Origin of the sequence: Pistricoccus aurantiacus, assembly GCF_007954585.1 — a bacterium.
In the GTDB taxonomy this organism is placed as follows: Bacteria; Pseudomonadota; Gammaproteobacteria; order Pseudomonadales; family Halomonadaceae; genus Pistricoccus; species Pistricoccus aurantiacus.
The window spans coordinates 1,492,187-1,513,188 of the sequence record NZ_CP042382.1 but is presented as its reverse complement, the minus strand read 5'-3'; the positions used below and the strand labels follow the sequence as shown (position 1 = coordinate 1,513,188).

Here is a 21,002-nt window from a genome sequence, read left to right as displayed (position 1 = left end):
AAACATTAATGTGAGGAAAAAAGCAATGAATGGAATGACCCATGACGACATGCAGGCGCTGTTCGATGCGTTCAACCGCCATGATATCGACGCGGTGATGGCTTACTTCCACGATGACATCGTGTTCGAGACCGTCTCCGGCCCCGAGACGTACGGTACTCGCATCGAGGGAAAACAAGCTGTCAGCGAGCAGTTCGAGAACACCTGGGGCACGATGCCCGATGTCCAATGGCTGAACGGCAAGCATTACGTCGCGGAGGATCGTATCGTCTCGGAATCGACCTTCGTTGCGACCCGACCCGACGGCAAGCGTGTTCATGCGGACGGTGTGGATCTATTCACGTTCCGCGATGGCAAGATCGTGGGCAAACAGGCATTCCGCAAGCAGCGTCCGCCCTTTGACCCCGCCTAGCGCGACTATCAATCCGGCGATCAAATAGGCCATCCTGTTTTATTTGATCGCCGTCACAGAGGGATGAGAATGACCCGCGTCTGAGATTTTTCAGGCTTGCCACGCAATGTCAGAATGCCGCAAGAATGAAAAAACAAATAAGTTTTTCATGGCGGGTGTTCCTTGTTAAGCTTCCAAGCAACAGCTTGAAAACCAGGCCCGCACCATGTTGGATGAAAAAATCGAAAACGATCAAGACCTTACGCTCGACGATCTACACATCGGTCGTCAGATCCGCGACTTGCGAAAGGCGCAGCGAATTACGTTGGCAACGTTAGCCAAGAAGATCAACAAGTCCGTGGGCTATCTCAGCCAGGTGGAACGCGGGGTCTCGTCGTTACCCATCGGTGTTCTGCAATCGATCAGCAAGGTCTTGGGCGTACGGACCAGCTGGTTCTTTCATCCCGATGAGACGGCCACGAATGAGGAAAGCCAATACATCGTACGCGCCAATCATCGTCGTACCATGGCGTTTTCCGGTATCGGCGCACAGGAGGAACTGCTGTCGCCGAGGCTCAGCGGTCAGCTGTTGCTTATCATGACCCGCCTGGAGCCCGGTGGCAGCGGTGGCGAAACCCCCAGGCAACGTAAAGGCGAGGAAGCCGGTTACATCGAAGCCGGTACGCTGGAACTCACCATTGGAGACCAGACCTTTCTGCTCGAGGCCGGCGACAGCTTCTCCCTGACCGGCGACGAGCCGCACTGGATTCGCAACCCGGGCGAGACCGAAACACGCATCGTCTGGGTGATGAGCGGCGGGGAGTATTGATTTTTCGTGAAATCAGTCGGCTTGGCAACCACGCATCATGGCGTTTGTTTCGCCAGCTCTTCATGCAATTTTTTCGCCAGCCGTCGCCAGCATGCCAGATTTTCCTTTTTGGAGTTTCCTGCACTCAGGGTTGCCTGAAACAAGGGTTTTGCCAAGGCGAAAAGCGCCGGAGTGACGTCGGCCTTCCATGGCCCACGTCTAAGCCAGGAAAGCCAGGCCCGAGCCAGCCAAGGGCGCACCAGGGCCAGTTCCCCGCCGCCCATGGCAAACCATTCGATCTTTGCCATGTCCTGGCTATCGATGACCGGCGCCGGGCCTTCTTGCAACAGCGCCGCGGCGATATCCGGCTCCAAGCGCGCCAGCTCATGACCCAGCAGGCTCGGCAGCAACTGCTGAAAGTCGCCTGCCATGCTCTCGACTATTGCCTGACTGGCTGGGGTCAACGGCTTGCCCATCATGATCGAGTGTTCGCCGCTGGCGGCTTCCCGGGTCAGACCGATTCGAAGACTGACGAACCCTAACCGCCGCCAGAAGGCGAGCAGCCCCTTATCCGCGCCGAAACTCACCCCCAGGCGCTCGATACCTTGATCAAGCGCCTGCGTTCCCGCTTCCTGCATCAAGCGTTGGCCGATACCGCGCCGCCTGGCTGCCGGATGTACCGCAATACGCACTATCCGCCACCAGCTTGTCTTCGCGGCGTGTTGCCAGCCGCCGTGGGCGGCCAGGGACTGGGCCAGCAGGTGGCCACGGGGTCGGCGCTTGCCGAGCCAGATGGCGCTGGCAAGTTCCTCGGGGAAACCGCCCTCTCGCTGCAGCTGGCAGACGCCGACCAGCGTGTCTCCGAAATAGGCGGCCAGCAGGCGGATATCCGGCCCGTCGAGAAGCTGGCGCAGATCCGCCGGCGTGGTGCGATAGTGAGCCTGCACCAGCAGGCCGAACAGCTCACCAAGCGCCGGTTCCCGGGTTGCCAGAACGGCAGGATCCAGCCAGATCAGGCGCAGCTCGTGCTGGTTCAGCGCCTCGCTGACGGCTTGTCCATCCGCGGGTTCCGCGTCCAGCAGCAGGAGATCGCGAGTGGCGGCTTCCAGAGGATCGCCGGAGCCCCAGCGAATCGGCTGGTCGAGATGCAGGGCGCGCCAGTCCGGGGTCCGGCGGTCGAGCCGCTCGCGAAAACGCAGCTGGAAGCCGCGACCTGTGCCTTCGTAGCCGTGTACCGTGGTAGCGAAGGCGATACGCGGGAAAGCGTCCAGCCAGCGCCCCAGCAGCGCGGCGGGAATCGCCGCCGCCTCGTCGACGAACAGGGTCGGTGGCGCCCCATTGTCAGGTGCCTCATCGAGAGCCTCCAGTACCGCGTCCGGAGCGAGGAAGCGCACCCGCCGATTATCCTGCGTGAAACGATTATCGGTTCGTTCGCCGTCCGGCAGTAACGCCGCCAGGCGCTCGAACAGCGGTGCCACCGCGGCGGCTCGGGGTGCGGTGACCCATAGTTCCCGCTCCTTATCGAGTCTTTGAGCCGCGGCAATTCCCAGGGCGGCGGTCTTGCCGCGACCGCGATCCGCGCTCAGCACCAAGGGACGGCGCCGACGCAGCTTGACCAGCCGCTCCACCGCTCGGGCCTGATCCTGGCTCAGGCAGTTCGACCCCTGCGGCGGGCTTGCGTCTGTCCCCTCGGTGGGTTCCCGAAAAACAGGAACGCCGGGCAACGCCTGCTCCGCCGGCCAGTGGCAAACCCCGGCCATATCTTGCAGCCGCCGACCCAGACGCAGGAGATAATGCGCGCTCAATTGCTCCGGCTGCCAGGGCCAGTGGGCCAGGCGGGCATAATCCGCATCCGGCGTGCAAGTCCCGTACCGCCAGCGTTCCGGGGTCAGCAGTACCAGCAGGCCGCCGGCCTTGACGGTACCGGACAGCGCGCCGAAGGCATCCGGGTCGAAGCCGGCGCCTTGGGAGACCGCATCGAAAACGATCAGCGCGTGCTCCTGCCCCAGTCGGGTGCGCGCCTTGGCGGCGGGCAAGGCCGCGATCGAAGACGGCGCTTGAACGCCTATCCACAGCGGCGCGGCCCAGGTCGTCGCTTCCCATAGCGCCAACCCGCGACTACGGCACAGAGCCTCCGAGCCGCTTAGCCATAGCAGGGCGCGATGACGCCTTGCATTCAGCTGGGCCTTCAGTGCCGCAAGCCCCGCGCTCAGGGATTGGTTTTCGATCATTGGCGACGATAGCTTTAATCAGCCTGCGACGGATGGTCGCAGAAATAATAACGGTATTGAGACTGACTCTTATTCAGGTTCATACTTGCTCTCCGTTCACATCTGCAAGGAGCTTCCATGAAACGTCTGGCATTAGCCGCCTTTCCTCTTGTCGCCATCGCCGGCCAGGCCTTGGCCCTCGAGTATCCTATCGGCGAGCCGAAGCTGGAAAACGGCATGGAGATCGCCGCGGTTTATCTACAGCCGGTGACCATGGAACCCTCCGGCGAGCTGCCCGCGGATCAGGCGGATATCCATCTGGAAGCTGACATTCACGCCTTGGAGGACAACCCCAACGGCTTTGCGCCCGGCGCCTGGATTCCTTATCTCGATATCGATTACCGCCTGACGAAAGAAGGCAGCGAGGAACCTATAACCGGGAGCTTTATGCCGATGATGGCCAACGATGGCACTCACTACGGCGCCAACGTCAAGCTCGACGGTCCGGGCAAGTACCACTTGACCTATACCGTCAAAGCGCCGCAGCTGCAGCGTCATATCGACAAGGAAACCGGCGTGCCGGAATGGTACGACACCTTCGAGGTGGACTACGACTTCGTCTACGCCGGGACCGGCAAGAAAGGCGGTTATTGATCCTTCTCAGCCCTTTATGAAGACAGTACAGATATGAAGACAGTACCGATCGGCAAGATAGCGCTGTATGGATTGCTTCTGATGATGTTCGCCGCGGTGACCCAGGCTTGGGCCGGCAGTCTGCCGGCCTACGACCTGGAGCTGCACAACGGCGAACTGAAACCCCGTGAACTCCATGTCAAGGCCGGGGAGCGTTTCAAGATCAATCTGCACAATACCGGCAACACCCCGGTGGAATTCGAAAGCCGTTCCCTGCGTCAGGAAAAGGTGATGGGTCCGGGGGTCGAATCCTTCGTGGTCATCCACCCGCTGAAGCCCGGGGAATACGACTTCTTCGACGAGTTTCATCTACCGGGCGCCCAAGGCCTCGTTATCGCCGAGTGATCCAGGAGCCGCACATGAACGAACAGGTTCTCTTCATCGTCTGGCGCGAGAGCGTCGAGGCAATCCTGGTTGTGGGCATTGCCTACGCCTGGTTGAAACAATCCGAGGCACGGGTCGGACTGCGCTATCTGTGGCTCGGCGTGCTGGGCGGACTGGTGCTCGCCGGGCTGATGGGCGTGGGACTGATGAGCGCCGGCAGCTTCCTGCAGGGTCAGGCCCAGGAGGTCTTCCAGGCCGCCATGGTGCTGATCGCCTGTGCGCTGATCCTGCAGATGGTGGTGTGGATGCGCGCTCACGGGCGCACCTTGAAAGCGGACATGCAACAGGGCCTGGCGGAATCGGTAGCGGATTCTCGCTACTGGGGCATCGCCCTGCTGGTGGCCATCGCCGTGGCCCGGGAAGGCTCCGAAACCATCGTCTTTCTCTATGGTATGGGCATGGCGCAGCTGCAGGCCGGCGGCATCACGGGTTTCGTGCTGTCGGCCGCTATTGGCTTCGGACTGGCTCTGATCACCTTCTGGGTACTTCAGCTTGGCACCCGAGTCTTTTCCTGGAAGCTATTCTTTCGCATCACGGAAATTCTGCTGCTGTTGCTTGCCGCCTCGCTTTTCGTCTCCGGCCTCGAACGGCTGATCGGACTCGGCGTATTGCCCGCTGGCCCGGACCCGCTGTGGGATACCAGCGCCTGGCTGGATGACGGCAGCGGACTCGGCGGCATTCTGGCCTCCTTCGCCGGCTACCGCGCCTGGCCGCCGTTCGCCGTGGTCGTCGGCTACGCGGTCTACTGGATCGTCGTACTGGGGCTGCTGAGCTGGCAGAATCATCGTGCCCCCTCCCGGCATACCTCTCACCGAGTGAGCGTGGAGCCGACCTGATGGGCGCCTGCCAGACCGCCACATTGAAGCATGCCCCACGCTATCCAAGGCTCGCGGCTCTGGGCCACGGACTGCAGCACCATCGCAAGGCGATTCAGATCATCCAGTGGACAGTGGTGGGATTTTACGCTGTCCTGCTGCTGGTACCGGCCTGGCTGCCCCTGCCGGGCCACCAGGCGCACATTCTTTCCAACCTGACGGTATTCGCCGCCTTCGTGTTCTGGGGGATTTGGTGGCCTTTCGTGCTGGTCAGCATGGTGCTGTTCGGGCGGCTGTGGTGCGGCGTGTTCTGCCCGGAAGGATCGCTTTCCGAAGCCGCCAGCCGGGTCGGTCTGGGGCGTCCCATTCCTCGCTGGATGCGCTGGAAGGGCTGGCCTTTCGTGGCGTTTCTCGGCACCACCCTGTACGGTCAGATGGCCAGCGTCTATCAGTATCCCACCGGGGCGCTGGTGGTACTCGGTGGCTCCACCGTGGCGGCAGTGGCGGTGGGGCTCGTCTACGGCAAGGGCAAACGAGTCTGGTGCCGGCATCTGTGCCCGGTCAACGGCGTCTTCGCCCTGCTCGCCAAGCTCGCACCGTTGCACTACCACACGGACAAGGCCGCCTGGGAAGACTTCAATCGTCGCGCCCGCCAGGGCGAGGCGGTACGTCACGCCGCGCCGGACTGCGCGCCGCTGATTCCTCTCAAGCAGCTCGACAGCACCAGCGACTGCCACATGTGCTCCCGCTGCAGCGGCTACAAGGACGCCATTCAGCTTCAGGCACGCAAGCCGGGCAGCGAGCTGATCACGCCGAGTCGGGATCGTCCCGCCAGCGCCTGGGAATTCGCCCTGCTGATCTTCGGGCTGCTGGGCATCGCCATCGGCGCCTTTCACTGGACCGCGAGCCCCTGGTTCGTCCAGCTCAAGCAATTGAGCGCCGTCTGGCTGGTCAATCACGGCTGGCTATGGCCGCTGGAAACCACCGCCCCCTGGTGGATTCTTACCAACTATCCGGCCCAGAACGACGTCTTCAACCTGCTCGACGGCGCTCTACTGATCGGCTATATCTTCGCCACCGGCCTGGTGATGGCCACGCTCTTGAGCCTGGCTCTGGCCCTGGCCAACCGGATTCTCGGCGCCTGGTCTTGGGCGCGACTGTGGCACCTCTCCTACGCACTGCTTCCCCTGGGCGGCCTGGGGGTGTTTCTCGGGCTTTCCACCATCACGGTGACGCTGCTGCGCGGCGACGGCCTGCGCATGCTATGGGTCAACGACGCTCGGGCGGCGCTGCTGATTGCCACCAGCGCCTGGTGTCTGAGCCTGGGCTGGAAGATTCTCGGTCAATATGCGATGGGGCTACGACGGCTGCTCGCCTTGGGTGGCGTGGTCCTGGCCATCGGCGTGGTGCTGCTGGCCTGGTGGCTGATGTTCTGGGGCTGGTAGCCCGTTTTTTCGCACGGCTCCGTGGTGAATTTACATCCAAAGTCTATATTGCTGCTGCCAATCGCTGGTACTACGTTAATAATGCCTTAAACGATTAAGTTTCCGATTTGGTCATCGCGTTATTGAAACTGGAAGAGTCGGCGATCATGCACTGGTCCACTCCCTGGATGACGCTGACTCGCGTATTTCCTCTCTTGATGAGGGGCGCCGTGAAAGGTTGAACGATGCGTGAGCACTCGCAATGGACGCTGCGTTTTCGCACAGGGTCGTGCTCCATCAACCCAAGGAATCATCGATGCAAGACAGTCTGACCTGGTGGCGCGGCGGCGTCATTTATCAGATCTATCCGCGTAGCTTCATGGATGCGAACGACGATGGAATCGGTGATCTGCGAGGCATCATCCATCGTCTCGATTATGTAGCAAGCCTCGGGGTGGACGGTATCTGGCTGTCGCCCTTCTTCACCTCGCCGATGCTGGATTTCGGCTACGACGTCAGCGACTATCGCGACGTCGATCCGATGTTCGGCACCCTCGAGGATTTCAAGGCGCTGTTGAGCCGGGCTCACGAGTTAGGACTCAAGATCATCATCGACCAGGTCGTGAACCACAGCTCGAATGAGCATCCCTGGTTCAAGGAAAGCCGTCAGAATCGTCACAACGACAAGACGGACTGGTATGTGTGGGCGGACCCCAAGCCCGACGGCACCCCACCCAACAACTGGCTGTCGATCTTCGGTGGACCGGCCTGGACCTTCGATTCCCGTCGTCGCCAGTATTACCTGCACAGTTTCCTGACCAGCCAGCCGGATCTCAATTTCCATAATCCCGAGGTGCGCACCGCCCAGCTCGACAACATGCGCTTCTGGCTGGAGCTCGGCGTCGATGGCTTTCGCCTGGACACGGTCAACTTCTACTTTCACGATCTCGAGCTACGCGACAATCCGCCGGTGGCGCCCCACGAGAGCAAGACCCTGGGCGCCCCGGACAGCAACCCCTACACCTGGCAGCGCCACCTGTACGATATCAGCCGACCGGAAAACATCGGCTTCCTACGAGAGCTGCGCGCGCTGATGGATGAATTCCCCGGCACCACCACGGTGGGCGAGATCGGCGACGACAATCCGCTGGAGCGCATGGCGGAATACATGGCCGGCGGCGACAAGCTGCACATGGCCTATACCTTCGATCTGCTCAACGCGCCGAACTCGGCGAGCTATATTCGCGAAGTCATCAGCCGCTTCGAACGGGTCGCCGGGGACGCCTGGCCCTGCTGGGCGCTGTCCAATCACGATGTTATGCGCAGCGCCTCCCGCTGGGGCATCGACCAGGACCCCTTTGCCTATCCCAAGGTGGCGCTGGCGATGCTGTTCTCCCTGCGCGGCAGCGTCTGTCTCTATCAGGGTGAGGAGCTGGGACTGCCGGAATCCGACGTGCCCTTCGAGCATATTCAGGATCCCTACGGCAAAGTGCTGTGGCCGGAATTCAAAGGCCGGGACGGCTCGCGTACGCCGATGCCCTGGGACGACATCGAGCACGGCGGCTTTTCCCAGGTAGGCCCCTGGTTGCCGATGGATTCGCGCCATCTGGCTCTGGCGATCAGTCGCCAGCAGCAGGATACCCATTCCGTTCTCAACACGGTACGGCGCCTGCTGCGCTTTCGCGCCGCGCATCCGGCCTTGGTGGACGGCGATATCGAACTGCTCGATGTGGACGAACGGCTACTGGGCTTTGTCCGCCAGGCTGACGGAAAGAATGGGAAAGAGCGTCTGCTATGCGTTTTCAACCTGACCGGCGAGCCTCAATCGACGCCGCTACCGATGAACGTCGACAAACAGCTCGACAACCCCGACTTCGGTGCCGAACTGCGAGGCAGTGAACTACGCCTGCCACCTTATCAAGCGTGCTTCTTCAACCTGAAATGACGATTGCCAGGTGTCGATCTGATCGATACCTGCCCGGAGGTGCTTGCATGACGCTATCTCAATTGCGGAGCGGCGAGGATCTGGAGTGGTGGCGCGGCGCCGCGATCTATCAGATCTACCCGCGCAGCTTCATGGATGCCAATGGGGATGGCATAGGCGATTTGCCCGGCATCACCATGCGTCTCGATTACGTGGCCAGCCTGGGGGTCGATGCGATATGGCTGTCGCCCTTTTTCACCTCACCGATGAAGGACTTTGGTTACGACGTGGCGGACTATCGCAACGTCGACCCCATGTTCGGCACCCTCGACGACTTCTGTGCGCTGATCGTCCGGGCCCATGAGCTGGGCTTGCGGGTGATCATCGATCAGGTCCTGTCCCACAGCTCGGACCTGCATCCCTGGTTTCAGGAAAGCCGCCAGAATCGCCACAACGCCAAGGCGGACTGGTACGTCTGGGCGGACCCCAAGCCCGACGGCAATGCGCCCAACAACTGGATGGCCGCCTTCGGCGGTCGCGCCTGGACCTTCGATTCGAGACGCCGCCAGTACTATCTGCACAACTTCCTGCCCAGCCAGCCGGACCTCAACTTTCACAATCCGCAGGTTCAGCGCGCCCAGCTCGACAACCTGCGCTTCTGGCTGGAGCTTGGGGTCGACGGTTTTCGCTTCGACGTGGTCAACTACTATTTCCACGATCGAACCTTGATCGACAATCCGCCTGCTGCGCCGGATCGTGTCAATCCCGCCAACCCGCAAAGCTATCAATGTCAGCAGCACAACATCGAGCAGCCGGAAAACCTGACGTTTCTCGAGCGTATCCGCGACCTGCTCGATGAATATCCGGGCACGACCAGCATCGGCGAGATCGCCGGGGACAACCAGCTGGCCACCATGGCCGCCTACACCGCCGGGAATACGCGCCTGCACATGGCCTACACCTTTGATCTACTCGGCTCCGAGGGCGATGCCGAGCAGCTCTACCAGGTGCTGGCTCGCTTTGACGAACTCGGCGACAACACCTGGCCCTGCTGGTCGCTGTCCAATCACGACGTGGTCAGAAGCGCCAGTCGCTGGAGCGAGCCTCGCGCCCTGCTGGCCTTGACCCTCCTTTGCTCCCTGCGGGGCAGTCTGGGGTTTTATCAGGGCGAAGAACTGGGACTGCCGGAAGCGGAACTTGCCTTCGAGGATCTTCGGGACCCCTTCGGCATCAATCTCTGGCCCGAGATCAAGGGCCGCGACGGCAGCCGTACCCCCATGCCCTGGGATGCCGGGGTCAACAGCGGCTTCAGCGCATCTTCCGAGCCGCTCTGGCTGCCGATCGATCCCCGCCATCCTCGACTGACGGTCGAGGCCCAGGAAAATGATCCGTACAGTCTGCTGACGCAGGTTCGTCAGCTGTTGCATTTACGTACCGCCGAGGAGACCTTGCGCCGCGGCGAGCAGCACCTGTTGCCGCCGGATACATTGCCCGAAAACGTTTTCGCCCTCCTGCGCACGCTGGGGGAGCGTCGCCTGTTGTGCCTGGCCAATCTAGGCCGGGAGCAGGCGCACTGCATTGAGCCCGCCGCGCTGGTCGAGGAGGTACAGGATTGGCATCCATTACACTTGCCCGAGCCCATCGCCGCGCAGCGTACAGACGATACCCTGCTGCTCGCGCCGGGCAAGGCTGCCTGGCTAGTGCTTAGCTGATAGAATGACGCCACCTGCCTCGCGCTGCTTGCAATGAGAAACCTCCGTGCCGCCACCGTCCCGTCGTATCACGCTGAAAGAGCTGGCCACACGGCTTGATATCTCTACCGCGACGGTGTCCAACGCCTTCAATCGTCCCGACCAGCTGTCGACGGCGCTGCGTGATCGCATCCTGCGGGAAGCCAAGACCCTGGGTTACAGCGGCCCGGACGCCACGGCACGCAGCCTGCGCACCGGTCGCTCGCGCATCGTCGCTGTCGTGCTCGCCGAAAGTCTTACCTATAGCCTGAACGATGCCGTGGCCAGCGAGCTGCTGTCGGGTATCGCCGAAGTACTCGATGCCCATGGCCGCACACTGTTACTGGTCTCCGGGCGTCAGCACGCCAACCGCATTCCCGATTCCGCAAGCATGGCGGATGGCTTCATCATCTATGGCCTGCTGCCCAACCGGAAGATGCTCGCCGACCTGCCTTCCCGGCGCCCTTTCGTGGCAATCGATTACGATCTCGAAGGCTGTCCCACGGTGCACGTGAATAACGAGCAGGCAAGCTACGCGATTGCCTGTCATGCCCTCGCCCATTTACCGCAACGACCGGCGGTGATCAGCCTGCGACTCACCAAGCATCCCTGCAATGGACGCATTAGCGCCGAGCAGGAGCTGTTGGCTGCCTCTCAGACGATCACCCATTGTCGCCTCCAAGGCTTCCAACGCGCCTTCGAGAGATACGCTATCGACCCGGCCAGCGTGCCGATGTGGAACATCGAGGAAAACACCTTTGCGGTCTGCATGCCGGTGATCGAGGAGATTCTCGACCTGCCTGAGGGGCAACGTCCGACTCTGCTGCTGTGCATGTCCGATCGTATCGCCCTGACGGCGCTGACCCTGGCGGAGCAGCGCGGCCTGCGCGTTCCCGACGATTTGTGCATCACCGGTTTTGATGGCATTGCCGAAGGCCAGTATCGCGCGCCGCGCCTGACCACCGTGCGTCAGGATAGCCTCGCCAAGGGGCGTCTCGCGGCATCGATGATTCTGGGCAAGGAACCCATGACCACGACATGGCTGGAAACCGAGCTGATCCTGGGCGCGACCTGCCCGCCATCAGCCTAGGTCCTGTGTCTGGCGCCTTATGTAAGCCGCTCTCTGTAAACCGCTTTTCTGCCTGAAAGTGATCAACTTGAACGGCGTGGCGGAGCGAAGAAACTCAAGGGCTAGACATTAGTTGGAAAGTCTCACGAAACATTTTGTATTCGCACAACGTGATCGACTAACTTCAACATATCGACAATGATCCAGACAGCCCTGCCGAGTAGATACCTGCTCACCAAGTATTCTTGAATCTTAGCTTAAACGATTAAGCCTTGCTGAAGTAACAACCATCGATCGGCAAACGCGACGCGACAAAAGCTCAAGAGGACAACCACATGAACGCAGTCACACTCAAGGCTCCCTTGGCGATGACCGTTGCACTCGCGGCATTCCCTGCTGTCGATCCGGCCCTGGCCCAGGATGCGAGTCTCGAAGAGCGTCTGGCCGCCCTCGAGGCACGAGTCGCCGCCGCCGAGAGACGCGCCGAGCAGGCCGAACAGCGAGCCATTCGCGCCGAGAATCAAATTGCCCAGCGCCAGGCGCCGGCCAGGCGGACGACGGAGGAAGAGGAACCGGTCTCCGCGCCGGAAAGCGCCTTGGAAGAGCCGACCGACGAACGCCTCGCCAAGGCGGTTCGTCATGCGGAAGGGAAAGAAGGCTTTTCCTATGAAGCCTATGCCCGTTCGGGCCTGTTGATCGGTGAAAACGGCAAGAGCGTTCCCGGCGGCCCCTACCTCTCCCCAGCGGGCCCGCTCGGTGGCGCGGTGGGGCGCCTTGGCAACGAGCCGGACACCTATGTTGAGGCCATCTTCAACTACAGGCAGCGCTTCGACAACGGCGCCAGATCCCTTTACAGCATCATGCTGGCGGACTCGGTGACCACCAGCAACGACTGGACCGCGGAGGAGTCGAATCTGAACCTGCGCCAGGCCTATGTGGAGCTCAGCAAGCTGCCAAGCTTCACCGGTCCCTTCGAGAACGCCTCGATCTGGGCCGGCAAACGCTTCGATCGGGACAACTTCGATATTCACTGGCTCGATAGCGACTTCATCTTTCTCGCCGGCACCGGTGGCGGCATCTACGATGTTCAACTCACGGATCAGTGGAAAGCCAACTTCTCCCTCTACGGACGCAGCTACAGCGATTTCGACATCGTTACCGACGAGACCGCCATCGATGGCGATACCGACAACCTGACCCTGACCGCCAACAACTACGTCGGCAACTGGCAATGGATGATCAGCGGCCTGTCCGCCGCGGATAACGACGACCGCTTCAACGACGTCAGAACCGATAGCCGCCAGGTGGTGACGACGGACCCGGACACCGGCGACATGGTCGTGACCGAGGAAACGACGGTGACCAATCGCGGCGAAAAGGGCGCCGACGACGGATTTCACACCATGCTGGTCTACCACGGCGACACTTTTTTCGGCCTCGGCGAAGGCACCTTCAAGGGTGCGATACTGCATGGCCAGGGCCTGGGGGCGGAGGTCAAGAACATCGGCGCCGACGGCAACCTGACCGACGACGCCAAGGCAACGCGAATCGCGGTGTATGGCACTACCTATCTCGCACCCGGATGGCGAGTGGCGCCGATGATTCTTGCCGAGACCAGCAGCGACCGCTATGTCGACGGCGACGACTACCAATGGGCCACCGTCAACTTTCGTCTGGCCAACGAACTGACCGAAAATTTCGAGATGCAGTACGAAGCGAGCTATCAGTACATGGACCTCGATCCCAAGGACTACCGGGAGCGCAGTTCGGTGAGCGGTGGTTACAGCAAGCTCACCGTTGCACCAACCTTCAAGCCCTTGGTGGACGGATTCTGGGCGCGCCCGGAGGTCCGTGTCTTTGCCTCCTACTCCGACTGGGATGACGAGCTCAACGCCTACAGCGACGACGACTCCTTTGGCACCGAAGGCTTCACCGGCGGACAGTGGAGCTTTGGTACGCAGATGGAGATCTGGTTCTAGCGCCTCAAGAGATCAAGCCCGGCAGCCACAGCACCAGCGCCGGGAACAGCAGGCAAAGCGCCAGACCGACCAGCTGCAGCACCACGAAAGGCAGTATCGAGCGGTAGATAGTGCCGATACTGACCTGACCTTCGGTGATGCCCTTGAGGTAGAACAGCGCATAGCCGAAGGGCGGCGTGAGAAAGCTGGTCTGCAGATTGATCGCCACCAGGATCGCGAACCACACCAGGATACCCTGGCTGGAAAGTCCCAGGCCGAAATCCAGCATCTCCACCACCGGCGCTACCAAGGGCAGCACCACGTAGCTGATCTCGATCCATTCGAGAAAGAAGCCGAGCACGAAGATAAGCCCCATGATCAGCAGCAGCAGGCCGTAAGGCCCGAGGCCGGTGCCGGTGATCAGGTCCTCGATCATGTAGTCGCCGCCCAATCGCTTGAACACCACGGAAAAACAGGTGGCGCCGATCACGATGAACAGGATCATCGCCGAGGTGCGCGAGGTTTCCCGAGTCGCGTCCCGCAGGGTCCTGTAGTCCAGGCTGCGAGTGGCAAGGGCCAGCAGCAGACTGCCCAGGGCGCCGATGGCGGCGGCTTCGGTGGGGGTAGCGATCCCCGCCATGATCGAACCCAGCACCGCGAAAATCAGCAGGAAAGGACCGAGCAGATCCCGCAGCAGGGCGATGGGCAGCGGCGTGGTGTCCGTGTCCACGGAGTCCGGGTCCGCCAACGGCGCCCACTCCGGCTTGATCCAAGCGGTGATCAAGAGATAGGCGATATAGAGCGCGCCAAGCAGCAGCCCCGGAAGCAGCGCCGCCTTGAACAGCGCCCCCACGGAAACCTGCAGGATCGAGCCCATCAGCACCAGCATGATGGAGGGCGGAATCAGGATGCCCAGTGTGCCGGAGGCGGCGATGACCCCGCAGGCCATTTCTTCCCGATAGCCCTGTTTCAGCATGACGGGAAGCGCCAGAAGCCCCAGCATCACCACGGAGGCGCCGATGATGCCGGTGCTGGCAGCCATTACTATACCCAGAATCGCCACGGATACCGCCAGGCCGCCATGAATGCGGCCGAATAGTCGTTGCAGGGTCAGCAATAGGCGCTGAGCCACGCCGGAGCGTTCCAGCATCAGGCCCATGAACACGAAGAGCGGAATCGCGATCAATAGCCAGTTTTCGATCACCCCACCGAAGATCCGCGAGCCCACGGTGCCCAGAAAAGGCAGAGGAATATCGCCGATGAAGGCGAACAGGATGCCCAGCCCGCCCAGCAGAAACGCCACCGGATAGCCGGTGAAGATACCTACCAGCAACGAAACGATCATCGCCAGGGCCAGCGCGTATTCACTCAAAAATTCAGCCATGCGCTGTCTCCTCCGAGGGTTCTTTAGCGTCGCCCCGACGCGGATCGAAAATGATCGCCAACTTGTCGAAAATCTGTCCCAGGGCGCCCAGAGCCAGGAACGCCAGCCCGATAGGCAGCATTGCCTTGATCAGATAGCGGTCGGTCAGACCGCCGTAGTTGGATTTTTCACCGGAAACGTAGGACATGGACACGAAATGCTGGGTCAGCCAGGCGACCAGCAGGCAGAAGGGAATCAACAGGATCAGGTGGCCGAGGATATCCACCCAGGCCCGGCCTTGAGGGGAGAGATTCTGATAGACCAGATCCACCCGCACGTGGGTATCGTAATGCAGGGCGTAGGTGCCGCCAAACAAGGTAAGAATACCGAACAGATGCCACTGCAATTCGGTCACGCTATTGATGGTCAGGGCATTGCCGAACAGCACTATCTTGTCGTTCCAGCGAACGATCTCATTGATTCCCAGGGCGTTGAGCGTCACGGTGGTAAGCACCATCACCATCACCAGCAGCACCAGCCAACTGGTGACATGACCCACCCAGACCCCTAGCCCGACCAAGGGTCGGGCCAGGGCGGTGCATACCGTCGCGCCACGCTCTCGCCAGGGCGAAAGTGAGGCGCGGGACATCAGCTATCTCCTTCAGTGGTTTCAACCTTCTTGGGTTCCGGCAGCGCCTGGAGCTCATACCACTCGGTGATCAGCTGGGTATGAGCCATCAGTGACTTGTAGGCCTTGGCGAAGTCCGGGTTGCTCTGCATTTCCTCCTCGCGCACCTCGACCCAGGCATCCTGCAGGGCGGTGAGCACTTCATCCGGGAAGCGCTTGACCTTGACGCCCTTCTCTTCCAGACGCTTGACGGTACGCATCTGCTCCGCCGGCGCCTCCGCCATGGCCCATTGCAGGGTGGCGCGACAGGCGGTCTCGAACTGGGCCTTGCGCTCGTCGCTGTATTCATCCCAGACCTGCTGATTGATCAGCAGCGAGAACCAGCTGGCGCTTTGATGCCAACCCGGGAAGTAGTAGTACTCCGCCACTTCGTCGAAGCCCATGGCCGCATCCACCTGGGGCACGGAGAACTCCGTGGCATCCACCCGACCGCGCTCCAGGGCCAGATAGATCTCGTTACCCGGTACCAGCTGGGTGGAGGCGCCGAGCTTATTGAGCACCTTGGCCCCCAGTCCGGAAATCCTCACGGACAGGCCGTCGAAGTCTTTCGGAGAATTGATTTCCTGGTTATACCAGCCGCCGGTTTCCTGAGGCGAGATAAAACACGGCAGCACCTTGACCCCGTAAGGATCGTAGGCCTGCTGGATCAGCTCGGTGCCCTCGTCCGCCCACATCCAGGACATGAAGGCTTCCGGGGTGGGACCAAATGGCAGCGCGCCGTAAAGGTTTGTGATCGGTACGGTGCCCGCCCAGTAGCCCATCCAGTCCCAACCGGCCTGAATGGCGCCGGAGGAGACCGAGTTGAACACCTCGAAAGGCGGCACCAGGTCGCCGGGCTCATGCACCCGCAGGCTGACCGCGCCGCCGGTGGCGGTTTCCAGCTCCTCGGAAAGATGCACCGCGCCGGCGCCGAGAAAGTTCTGGGTCGAGAAGGTGCTGGCTACGTCGAGACGCTTGGGCCCTTCCGCCAGGGCAGGCAACGCAACTGCGGTACTCGTGGCGGCGGCGATGCTGGCAATCAGCAGCCGCCGGGTAACGATAGGTGATGACATGAAAGTCTCCTGGAACTTGTTGTTGTGCATCCGGGCCTTGCTTTTCACTACCCCTCTATCATTCAGTGCAATTCGCACAGCGGCAACCGTACGAACGTTTGATTTTTCAATTTTTTATTTCTCTTGACTGAATCGACCTCCAGGATCTTGCGTTGGCCAAGGAAGAATCGTCAGTATTTGATCAATATCATGTTTGCGTATCATTACCATTTGAAACTGCGTCTGATTTTGTTATCTTGCAATGACTAGGGCCGGTTCAATTTGCCCTTGCGCAGCAGTCTCGTATCGCCATTGAAACCAAAGAAGGATTCTTAGCATGTGCCACCCCTTTTTCGTATCGGCAGCTCTGCTTTCCACCCTGGCCGCCACGCCTCTAGCCTTTGCCGCGGACCTGACGCTTTACTCCGGACGCGGCGAGTCCATGGTCGAGCCGATCATCGAGAAGTTCGAGGAACAGTCAGGACTTGACGTGGAGGTTCGTTACGGTGACACCGCTCAACTGGCGGTACTGCTGCAGGAGGAAGGCCAGAACTCACCGGCGGATGTGTTCTGGGGTCAAGATGCGGGCGCCATGGGGGCGGTCAGCAAGGCGGGACTGCTGGCGGAGCTGCCCCAAGACGTCTATCAGGACCTGCCGGCCATGTTCAAGAGCGAGACCGGCAACTGGGTCGCCGCCACCGGCCGGGCTCGAGTGCTGGCCTATTCTCCGGAGCGAGTGAGCGAGGACGAGATGCCGAAGAGCGTCTTCGATCTGACCCAGGATCAATACGAAGGCCGCGTGGGCTGGGCGCCAACCAACGGCTCCTTCCAGTCCTTCGTCACCGCCATGCGTCTGGAACATGGCGATGAGCGCACCCTGGAATGGCTCGAGAACATGCGCGACAACGAGGCGGTGGTGTTCTCCAACAACAGTTCTCAGGTCCAGGGCATCGCGGACGGGGAAATCGACTTCGGTCTGGTAAACAATTATTATTTGCTGCGCTTTCTGGAGGAGGACAGCGACTTTCCGGTGGAGCAGACCTTCTTCGAACAAGGCGATATCGGCAATCTGGTCAACGTAGCCGGGGTCGGCGTGCTCGAGAGCAGCGACGACAAGCAGAATGCCGTCGAATTCGTGCGCTACCTGCTGTCGCCGGAAGCCCAGCAGTACTTCACGAACAACGTCTACGAATATCCGGTGATCGAGAACGTGCAGCAGAACGACGAGCTGGAAAGCATCGATCATCTGATGGAGGTCAGCCCGGATGTTGCCCTGGACAACCTCGACGATCTAAAGGGCACGCTGGATCTGCTGCGCCAGGCGGAGCTGCTTTAACGGCCGCCGGTCCTTAGTGCGGGCTCCGAAAAGCCAAGGCGATGTCTCGCCTTGGCTTCACGCGTTGACGGCGAGCTTGCTCACAACATAGCCGAGGAACCATGACGGAATACGCCACACCCACTGCGAGAACCCCTCCTCGCCCCCTCTGGCTGCCGGATCGGCGAATTCCCTGGTACATTCTGCTGCCCTCGCTGATCGCCGCCGGCGCCATGCTGGTGCCGCTTTGCTATCTGATTCTGCGGGCTTTCGAGGCGGACCCGCAAACCCTGCACGACCTGATACTGCGCTGGCGTAATCTCGACCTGCTGATCAATACCCTGGCGCTGGCCTTGGGGGTGATCGCCACCACGACGCTGATCGCCCTGCCGCTGGCCTGGTTGGTGGTCAAGACGGATATCCGCTTCAAGAAAGCGCTGACCCTCCTCGGAGTAATCCCCCTGGCGGTGCCGGGCTATGTGATGGCCTACGCGCTGATCGGCCTGGGAGGCAACTACGGCGTGCTGGCCCAGCTGACCGGCTTCCAGCTGCCGCGCATCGACGGCTATCTGGGCGCCATGCTGGCGCTGTCCCTGTATACCTTTCCTTATCTCTTCCTCAATCTGCGCGCCACCCTGACGGGGCTCGACGGCAACCTGGAGGAAAGCGCCCGGAGCTTCGGCTATCGGGAGCGGGATATCTTCCTGAAGATCCTACTGCCCCACCTGGCACCTTCGCTAATGGCGGGCTGGCTGGTGATCGGCCTTTACGTGCTGGGGGATTTCGGCGCCGTCGCCCTGATGCGCTACGAAGCCTTCAGCTATGCCATCTTTACCCAGTACGCCGGCGCCTTCGATCGTATCTACGCCGCCTGGCTATCACTGATGCTGCTGGCGGTGGCCCTCAGCTTCGTGATGCTCGACGGACTGGTGATCAAGCGCCGTCTGGCTCGGGTGGGTACCGGCGTGGTGCGACCAGCGCGCCTGATGAAGCTGGGTAAATGGCAGCTGCCGGCCTGGCTATTCCTGGCCACGATATTCACTGCCTCGATCGGTCTGCCGACAATGATCCTGGTCTACTGGCTGCTGCTGTCGCCGCCGGCGATCGATTTCTTTCTGGAGGTGCCGGCGACCTTTCTGCGCTCCGCGGGCGCGGCACTGCCCGCCGCCCTGCTGGCTGCGGGTTTCGCCCTGCCGGTGGCCTATCTCGCGGTGCGCTACCGCTCCACCGCCGCTACCCTGGTTGAACGCTCCGCCTATATCGGTTATGCCCTGCCGCCATTGACGCTGGCCTTGGCAATGGTGTTCTTCACGCTCACCGCCGCGCCTTTTCTTTACCAGAGCCTTGGCATGCTGATCGTCACCTGGGCCATGGCGGCGCTGGCCCTGGCGGTAGGACCGATCCGCAACGTCCTGCTGCAGACCCGGCCCAGCATGGAGGAGGCAGCTCACTCCTTGGGTCACGGTCCCGTCAGCACCTTCCTGTGGGTGATCCTGCCTCGACTGCGCCGTGGCATCCTGGCAGGCATCGTGCTGGTCTTCGTGCTGTGCATGAAGGAGCTTCCCATTACCTTCCTGCTCGCCCCCACCGGCTATACCACCTTGGCGGTCACCGTCTTCACCCGCACCACAGAAGGCATGCTGGCGGAAGCGGCGCCTTTTGCCGCGGCCATCGTGGTGTTTTCCAGCCTTTCCGTAGGACTCCTGCTAACCAAGGAGGGTAAACGATGATCGCCCTCGATCTCACGTCTCCAAGCGTCTTTACCACATCGGTTCGACGCGCCGCGAATCCGCTGCTGCGCATCAGCGGGCTGTGCAAACGCTATCGCCGCAATAGTTCGCTGGTGGTCGATCACGTCGGCTTCGAACTAGGCAACGGCGAGATCCTGGCACTGCTCGGCCCCAGCGGCTGCGGCAAGACCACCACCCTGCGCATGATCGCCGGTTTCGAACAGCCGGAAGCGGGAGATATCTACCTGGACGGCCGGCGTATCAATGCGCTTTCTCCCCAGCAGCGCCATATCGGTATCGTGTTTCAGGATTACGCGCTTTTCCCGCATATGAACCTGGCCCAGAACGTCGCCTTCGCCATGCCGCATCGCCCCAAGGCCGAGCGTGCGGCCAAGGCACGAGAATGGCTGGATCTGGTGGGACTCGCCGATCTCGCCTCGCGTATGCCGGATGAGCTTTCCGGCGGCCAGCAGCAGCGGGTCGCCCTGGCCCGTACTCTGGCGGCGGAGCCACGTCTGATTTTGCTGGACGAACCCTTCTCCAACCTGGATGCGGCGCTCAGAGAAACCACCCGCAAGGAAGTGCGTCAAATGCTCAAGGCCGCCGGCACCTCGGTGATTCTGGTGACTCACGATCAGGCGGAGGCGCTTTCCTTCGCCGACCGAATCGGCGTCATGCACGGTGGACGCCTGGTTCAAGTCGGGGCGCCGGAACAGGTCTATCAACAGCCGGCCAACGCCTTCGTCGCGGAATTCCTTGGCCATACCAACCTGCTCGAAGGCGAGGCCCAAGGGGAGATCGCCCAGACCGCGCTGGGCCCGATCGCGATTACCCCTCCTGCCCGCGGTGCGGTACGGGTTTCCCTGCGCCCGGAGCATCTCACTCTTTCCAGCGTCAGCTGCAACTGCTGTAGCGCCACTATCGTCGAACGGGAATTTCGCGGTCACGACTGCTTTTATCTCCTGGAGCAGCAGGGCCAGCGGTTCTGCGCCATCACGCCTAGTCATATTCAATGGCGAATCGGCGAGCGGGTTCATCTGGAACCCCAGCGCACCGCCACGGTGCTACAAGAATAGGTGAAGAAATAAGCTCTTCCCTCGCCCATTCCGCAACGCCTCGACTTCTCCCCCAAAACAGTGAAAGGGTCAGTTGTCCATTCGGACAGCTGACATGGCTCGCCTTCATTTTCATGGCCGCCTTACCGACAAGTAAATTAAATATTTAATTAATTTAGACAAAAAAAAACAAACACCAGCAAAAGAAATAAACTGCTTTTCTACTTTCTTAAAAAATTAATCAAGCTAATGCCTTGAATGATTTTTTACCTACCTAAATTTGCCAGTATTTCATAACACATTGTTTTAAAAGACAATCTCGCGCCAGCTATATTACAAAATGTATCTTAAATGTTTAAAAATACACAATTTATTTACATTATGCGTTAGCATTGAATTCTTGTTGAGCGCGCA

17 protein-coding genes are annotated in these 21,002 nt (G+C 60.9%); 13 read left to right on the top strand and 4 right to left on the bottom strand.

What is annotated here, in order from left to right; translation table 11 throughout:
* Window positions 1–25 precede the first annotated feature (25 nt).
* Complete coding sequence (locus FGL86_RS07280) at window positions 26–412, top strand: nuclear transport factor 2 family protein (protein ID WP_186764492.1); 387 nt, start codon at window positions 26–28, stop codon at window positions 410–412.
* Between the two features lie 205 nt (window positions 413–617).
* Window positions 618–1,220: a helix-turn-helix domain-containing protein gene (locus FGL86_RS07275; protein ID WP_147183949.1), complete on the top strand. Its 603-nt coding sequence runs from the start codon at window positions 618–620 to the stop codon at window positions 1,218–1,220.
* Between the two features lie 35 nt (window positions 1,221–1,255).
* On the opposite strand, the gene FGL86_RS07270 is transcribed toward FGL86_RS07275, so the two are convergent.
* Complete coding sequence (locus FGL86_RS07270; protein ID WP_147183948.1) at window positions 1,256–3,430, bottom strand: tRNA(Met) cytidine acetyltransferase TmcA; 2,175 nt, start codon at window positions 3,428–3,430, stop codon at window positions 1,256–1,258.
* Window positions 3,431–3,547: 117 nt separating this feature from the next.
* On the opposite strand from FGL86_RS07270, the gene FGL86_RS07265 reads away from it, so the two are divergent.
* The 8 genes from FGL86_RS07265 (at window position 3,548) to FGL86_RS07230 (ending at window position 13,427) form a co-directional block, all read left to right on the top strand.
* Entirely contained in the window at window positions 3,548–4,063 is a 516-nt protein-coding gene (locus FGL86_RS07265) for an iron transporter (protein WP_147183947.1), read from the top strand.
* A 33-nt stretch (window positions 4,064–4,096) separates the two neighbouring features.
* Window positions 4,097–4,447, top strand: a complete 351-nt coding sequence (locus FGL86_RS07260; protein WP_186764491.1) for a cupredoxin domain-containing protein — start codon at window positions 4,097–4,099, stop codon at window positions 4,445–4,447.
* 14 nt (window positions 4,448–4,461) lie between these two features.
* Complete coding sequence (locus FGL86_RS07255) at window positions 4,462–5,322, top strand: FTR1 family iron permease (RefSeq protein ID WP_147183946.1); 861 nt, start codon at window positions 4,462–4,464, stop codon at window positions 5,320–5,322.
* On the top strand, window positions 5,322–6,746 hold the full coding sequence (locus FGL86_RS07250; protein ID WP_147183945.1) for a 4Fe-4S binding protein: 1,425 nt from the start codon (window positions 5,322–5,324) through the stop codon (window positions 6,744–6,746). The genes FGL86_RS07255 and FGL86_RS07250 overlap by 1 nt, the downstream gene beginning before the upstream one ends.
* Window positions 6,747–7,041: 295 nt before the next feature.
* Window positions 7,042–8,670 carry an alpha-glucosidase gene (locus tag FGL86_RS07245; RefSeq protein ID WP_147183944.1) on the top strand — a complete coding sequence of 543 codons (1,629 nt, stop codon included), beginning with the start codon at window positions 7,042–7,044 and terminating at the stop codon, window positions 8,668–8,670.
* A gap of 47 nt (window positions 8,671–8,717) precedes the next feature.
* Window positions 8,718–10,361: an alpha-amylase family glycosyl hydrolase gene (locus FGL86_RS07240; RefSeq protein WP_147183943.1), complete on the top strand. Its 1,644-nt coding sequence runs from the start codon at window positions 8,718–8,720 to the stop codon at window positions 10,359–10,361.
* A gap of 46 nt (window positions 10,362–10,407) precedes the next feature.
* Window positions 10,408–11,469: a LacI family DNA-binding transcriptional regulator gene (locus tag FGL86_RS07235; RefSeq protein ID WP_246131756.1), complete on the top strand. Its 1,062-nt coding sequence runs from the start codon at window positions 10,408–10,410 to the stop codon at window positions 11,467–11,469.
* A 314-nt stretch (window positions 11,470–11,783) separates the two neighbouring features.
* The gene (locus FGL86_RS07230; protein ID WP_147183942.1) at window positions 11,784–13,427 is read left to right on the top strand and encodes a carbohydrate porin; all 1,644 of its coding nucleotides are present in this window, start codon (window positions 11,784–11,786) and stop codon (window positions 13,425–13,427) included.
* 4 nt (window positions 13,428–13,431) lie between these two features.
* Here FGL86_RS07230 and FGL86_RS07225 read toward each other — a convergent pair whose 3' ends face one another.
* Genes FGL86_RS07225 through FGL86_RS07215 form a run of 3 tightly spaced genes read right to left on the bottom strand, consistent with a single transcriptional unit; the run spans window position 13,432 to window position 16,509 of the window.
* Window positions 13,432–14,790: a TRAP transporter large permease gene (locus FGL86_RS07225; RefSeq protein WP_147183941.1), complete on the bottom strand. Its 1,359-nt coding sequence runs from the start codon at window positions 14,788–14,790 to the stop codon at window positions 13,432–13,434.
* Entirely contained in the window at window positions 14,783–15,418 is a 636-nt protein-coding gene (locus FGL86_RS07220; protein ID WP_147183940.1) for a TRAP transporter small permease subunit, read from the bottom strand. Before FGL86_RS07220 ends, FGL86_RS07225 begins: the two co-directional genes overlap by 8 nt.
* Window positions 15,418–16,509 (bottom strand): TRAP transporter substrate-binding protein, encoded by a 1,092-nt coding sequence (locus FGL86_RS07215; RefSeq protein ID WP_147183939.1) that lies wholly within the window; start codon window positions 16,507–16,509, stop codon window positions 15,418–15,420. The genes FGL86_RS07220 and FGL86_RS07215 overlap by 1 nt, the downstream gene beginning before the upstream one ends.
* A 316-nt stretch (window positions 16,510–16,825) precedes the next feature.
* On the opposite strand from FGL86_RS07215, the gene FGL86_RS07210 reads away from it, so the two are divergent.
* The 3 genes from FGL86_RS07210 (at window position 16,826) to FGL86_RS07200 (ending at window position 20,609) form a co-directional block, all read left to right on the top strand.
* The gene (locus FGL86_RS07210) at window positions 16,826–17,824 is read left to right on the top strand and encodes an iron ABC transporter substrate-binding protein (protein ID WP_147183938.1); all 999 of its coding nucleotides are present in this window, start codon (window positions 16,826–16,828) and stop codon (window positions 17,822–17,824) included.
* 101 nt (window positions 17,825–17,925) lie between these two features.
* Window positions 17,926–19,533 carry an ABC transporter permease gene (locus FGL86_RS07205; RefSeq protein ID WP_222433806.1) on the top strand — a complete coding sequence of 536 codons (1,608 nt, stop codon included), beginning with the start codon at window positions 17,926–17,928 and terminating at the stop codon, window positions 19,531–19,533.
* Window positions 19,530–20,609, top strand: coding sequence for an ABC transporter ATP-binding protein (locus tag FGL86_RS07200; RefSeq protein ID WP_147183937.1), 1,080 nt, complete (start codon window positions 19,530–19,532; stop codon window positions 20,607–20,609). Before FGL86_RS07205 ends, FGL86_RS07200 begins: the two co-directional genes overlap by 4 nt.
* Window positions 20,610–21,002: the final 393 nt, after the last annotated feature.

What these genes read in the sequence shown, in the direction of transcription:
- FGL86_RS07200 (WP_147183937.1), top strand. Translation starts at nt 19,530, where the DNA reads ATGATCGCCCTCGATCTCACGTCTCCAAGCGTCTTTACCACATCGGTT.
- FGL86_RS07245 (WP_147183944.1), top strand. Translation starts at nt 7,042, where the DNA reads ATGCAAGACAGTCTGACCTGGTGGCGCGGCGGCGTCATTTATCAGATC.
- FGL86_RS07265 (WP_147183947.1), top strand. Translation starts at nt 3,548, where the DNA reads ATGAAACGTCTGGCATTAGCCGCCTTTCCTCTTGTCGCCATCGCCGGC.
- FGL86_RS07220 (WP_147183940.1), bottom strand. Translation starts at nt 15,418, where the DNA reads ATGTCCCGCGCCTCACTTTCGCCCTGGCGAGAGCGTGGCGCGACGGTA.
- FGL86_RS07270 (WP_147183948.1), bottom strand. Translation starts at nt 3,430, where the DNA reads ATGATCGAAAACCAATCCCTGAGCGCGGGGCTTGCGGCACTGAAGGCC.
- FGL86_RS07250 (WP_147183945.1), top strand. Translation starts at nt 5,322, where the DNA reads ATGGGCGCCTGCCAGACCGCCACATTGAAGCATGCCCCACGCTATCCA.
- FGL86_RS07225 (WP_147183941.1), bottom strand. Translation starts at nt 14,790, where the DNA reads ATGGCTGAATTTTTGAGTGAATACGCGCTGGCCCTGGCGATGATCGTT.
- FGL86_RS07205 (WP_222433806.1), top strand. Translation starts at nt 17,926, where the DNA reads ATGACGGAATACGCCACACCCACTGCGAGAACCCCTCCTCGCCCCCTC.
- FGL86_RS07280 (WP_186764492.1), top strand. Translation starts at nt 26, where the DNA reads ATGAATGGAATGACCCATGACGACATGCAGGCGCTGTTCGATGCGTTC.
- FGL86_RS07230 (WP_147183942.1), top strand. Translation starts at nt 11,784, where the DNA reads ATGAACGCAGTCACACTCAAGGCTCCCTTGGCGATGACCGTTGCACTC.
- FGL86_RS07260 (WP_186764491.1), top strand. Translation starts at nt 4,097, where the DNA reads ATGAAGACAGTACCGATCGGCAAGATAGCGCTGTATGGATTGCTTCTG.
- FGL86_RS07215 (WP_147183939.1), bottom strand. Translation starts at nt 16,509, where the DNA reads ATGTCATCACCTATCGTTACCCGGCGGCTGCTGATTGCCAGCATCGCC.
- FGL86_RS07275 (WP_147183949.1), top strand. Translation starts at nt 618, where the DNA reads ATGTTGGATGAAAAAATCGAAAACGATCAAGACCTTACGCTCGACGAT.
- FGL86_RS07210 (WP_147183938.1), top strand. Translation starts at nt 16,826, where the DNA reads ATGTGCCACCCCTTTTTCGTATCGGCAGCTCTGCTTTCCACCCTGGCC.
- FGL86_RS07255 (WP_147183946.1), top strand. Translation starts at nt 4,462, where the DNA reads ATGAACGAACAGGTTCTCTTCATCGTCTGGCGCGAGAGCGTCGAGGCA.
- FGL86_RS07240 (WP_147183943.1), top strand. Translation starts at nt 8,718, where the DNA reads ATGACGCTATCTCAATTGCGGAGCGGCGAGGATCTGGAGTGGTGGCGC.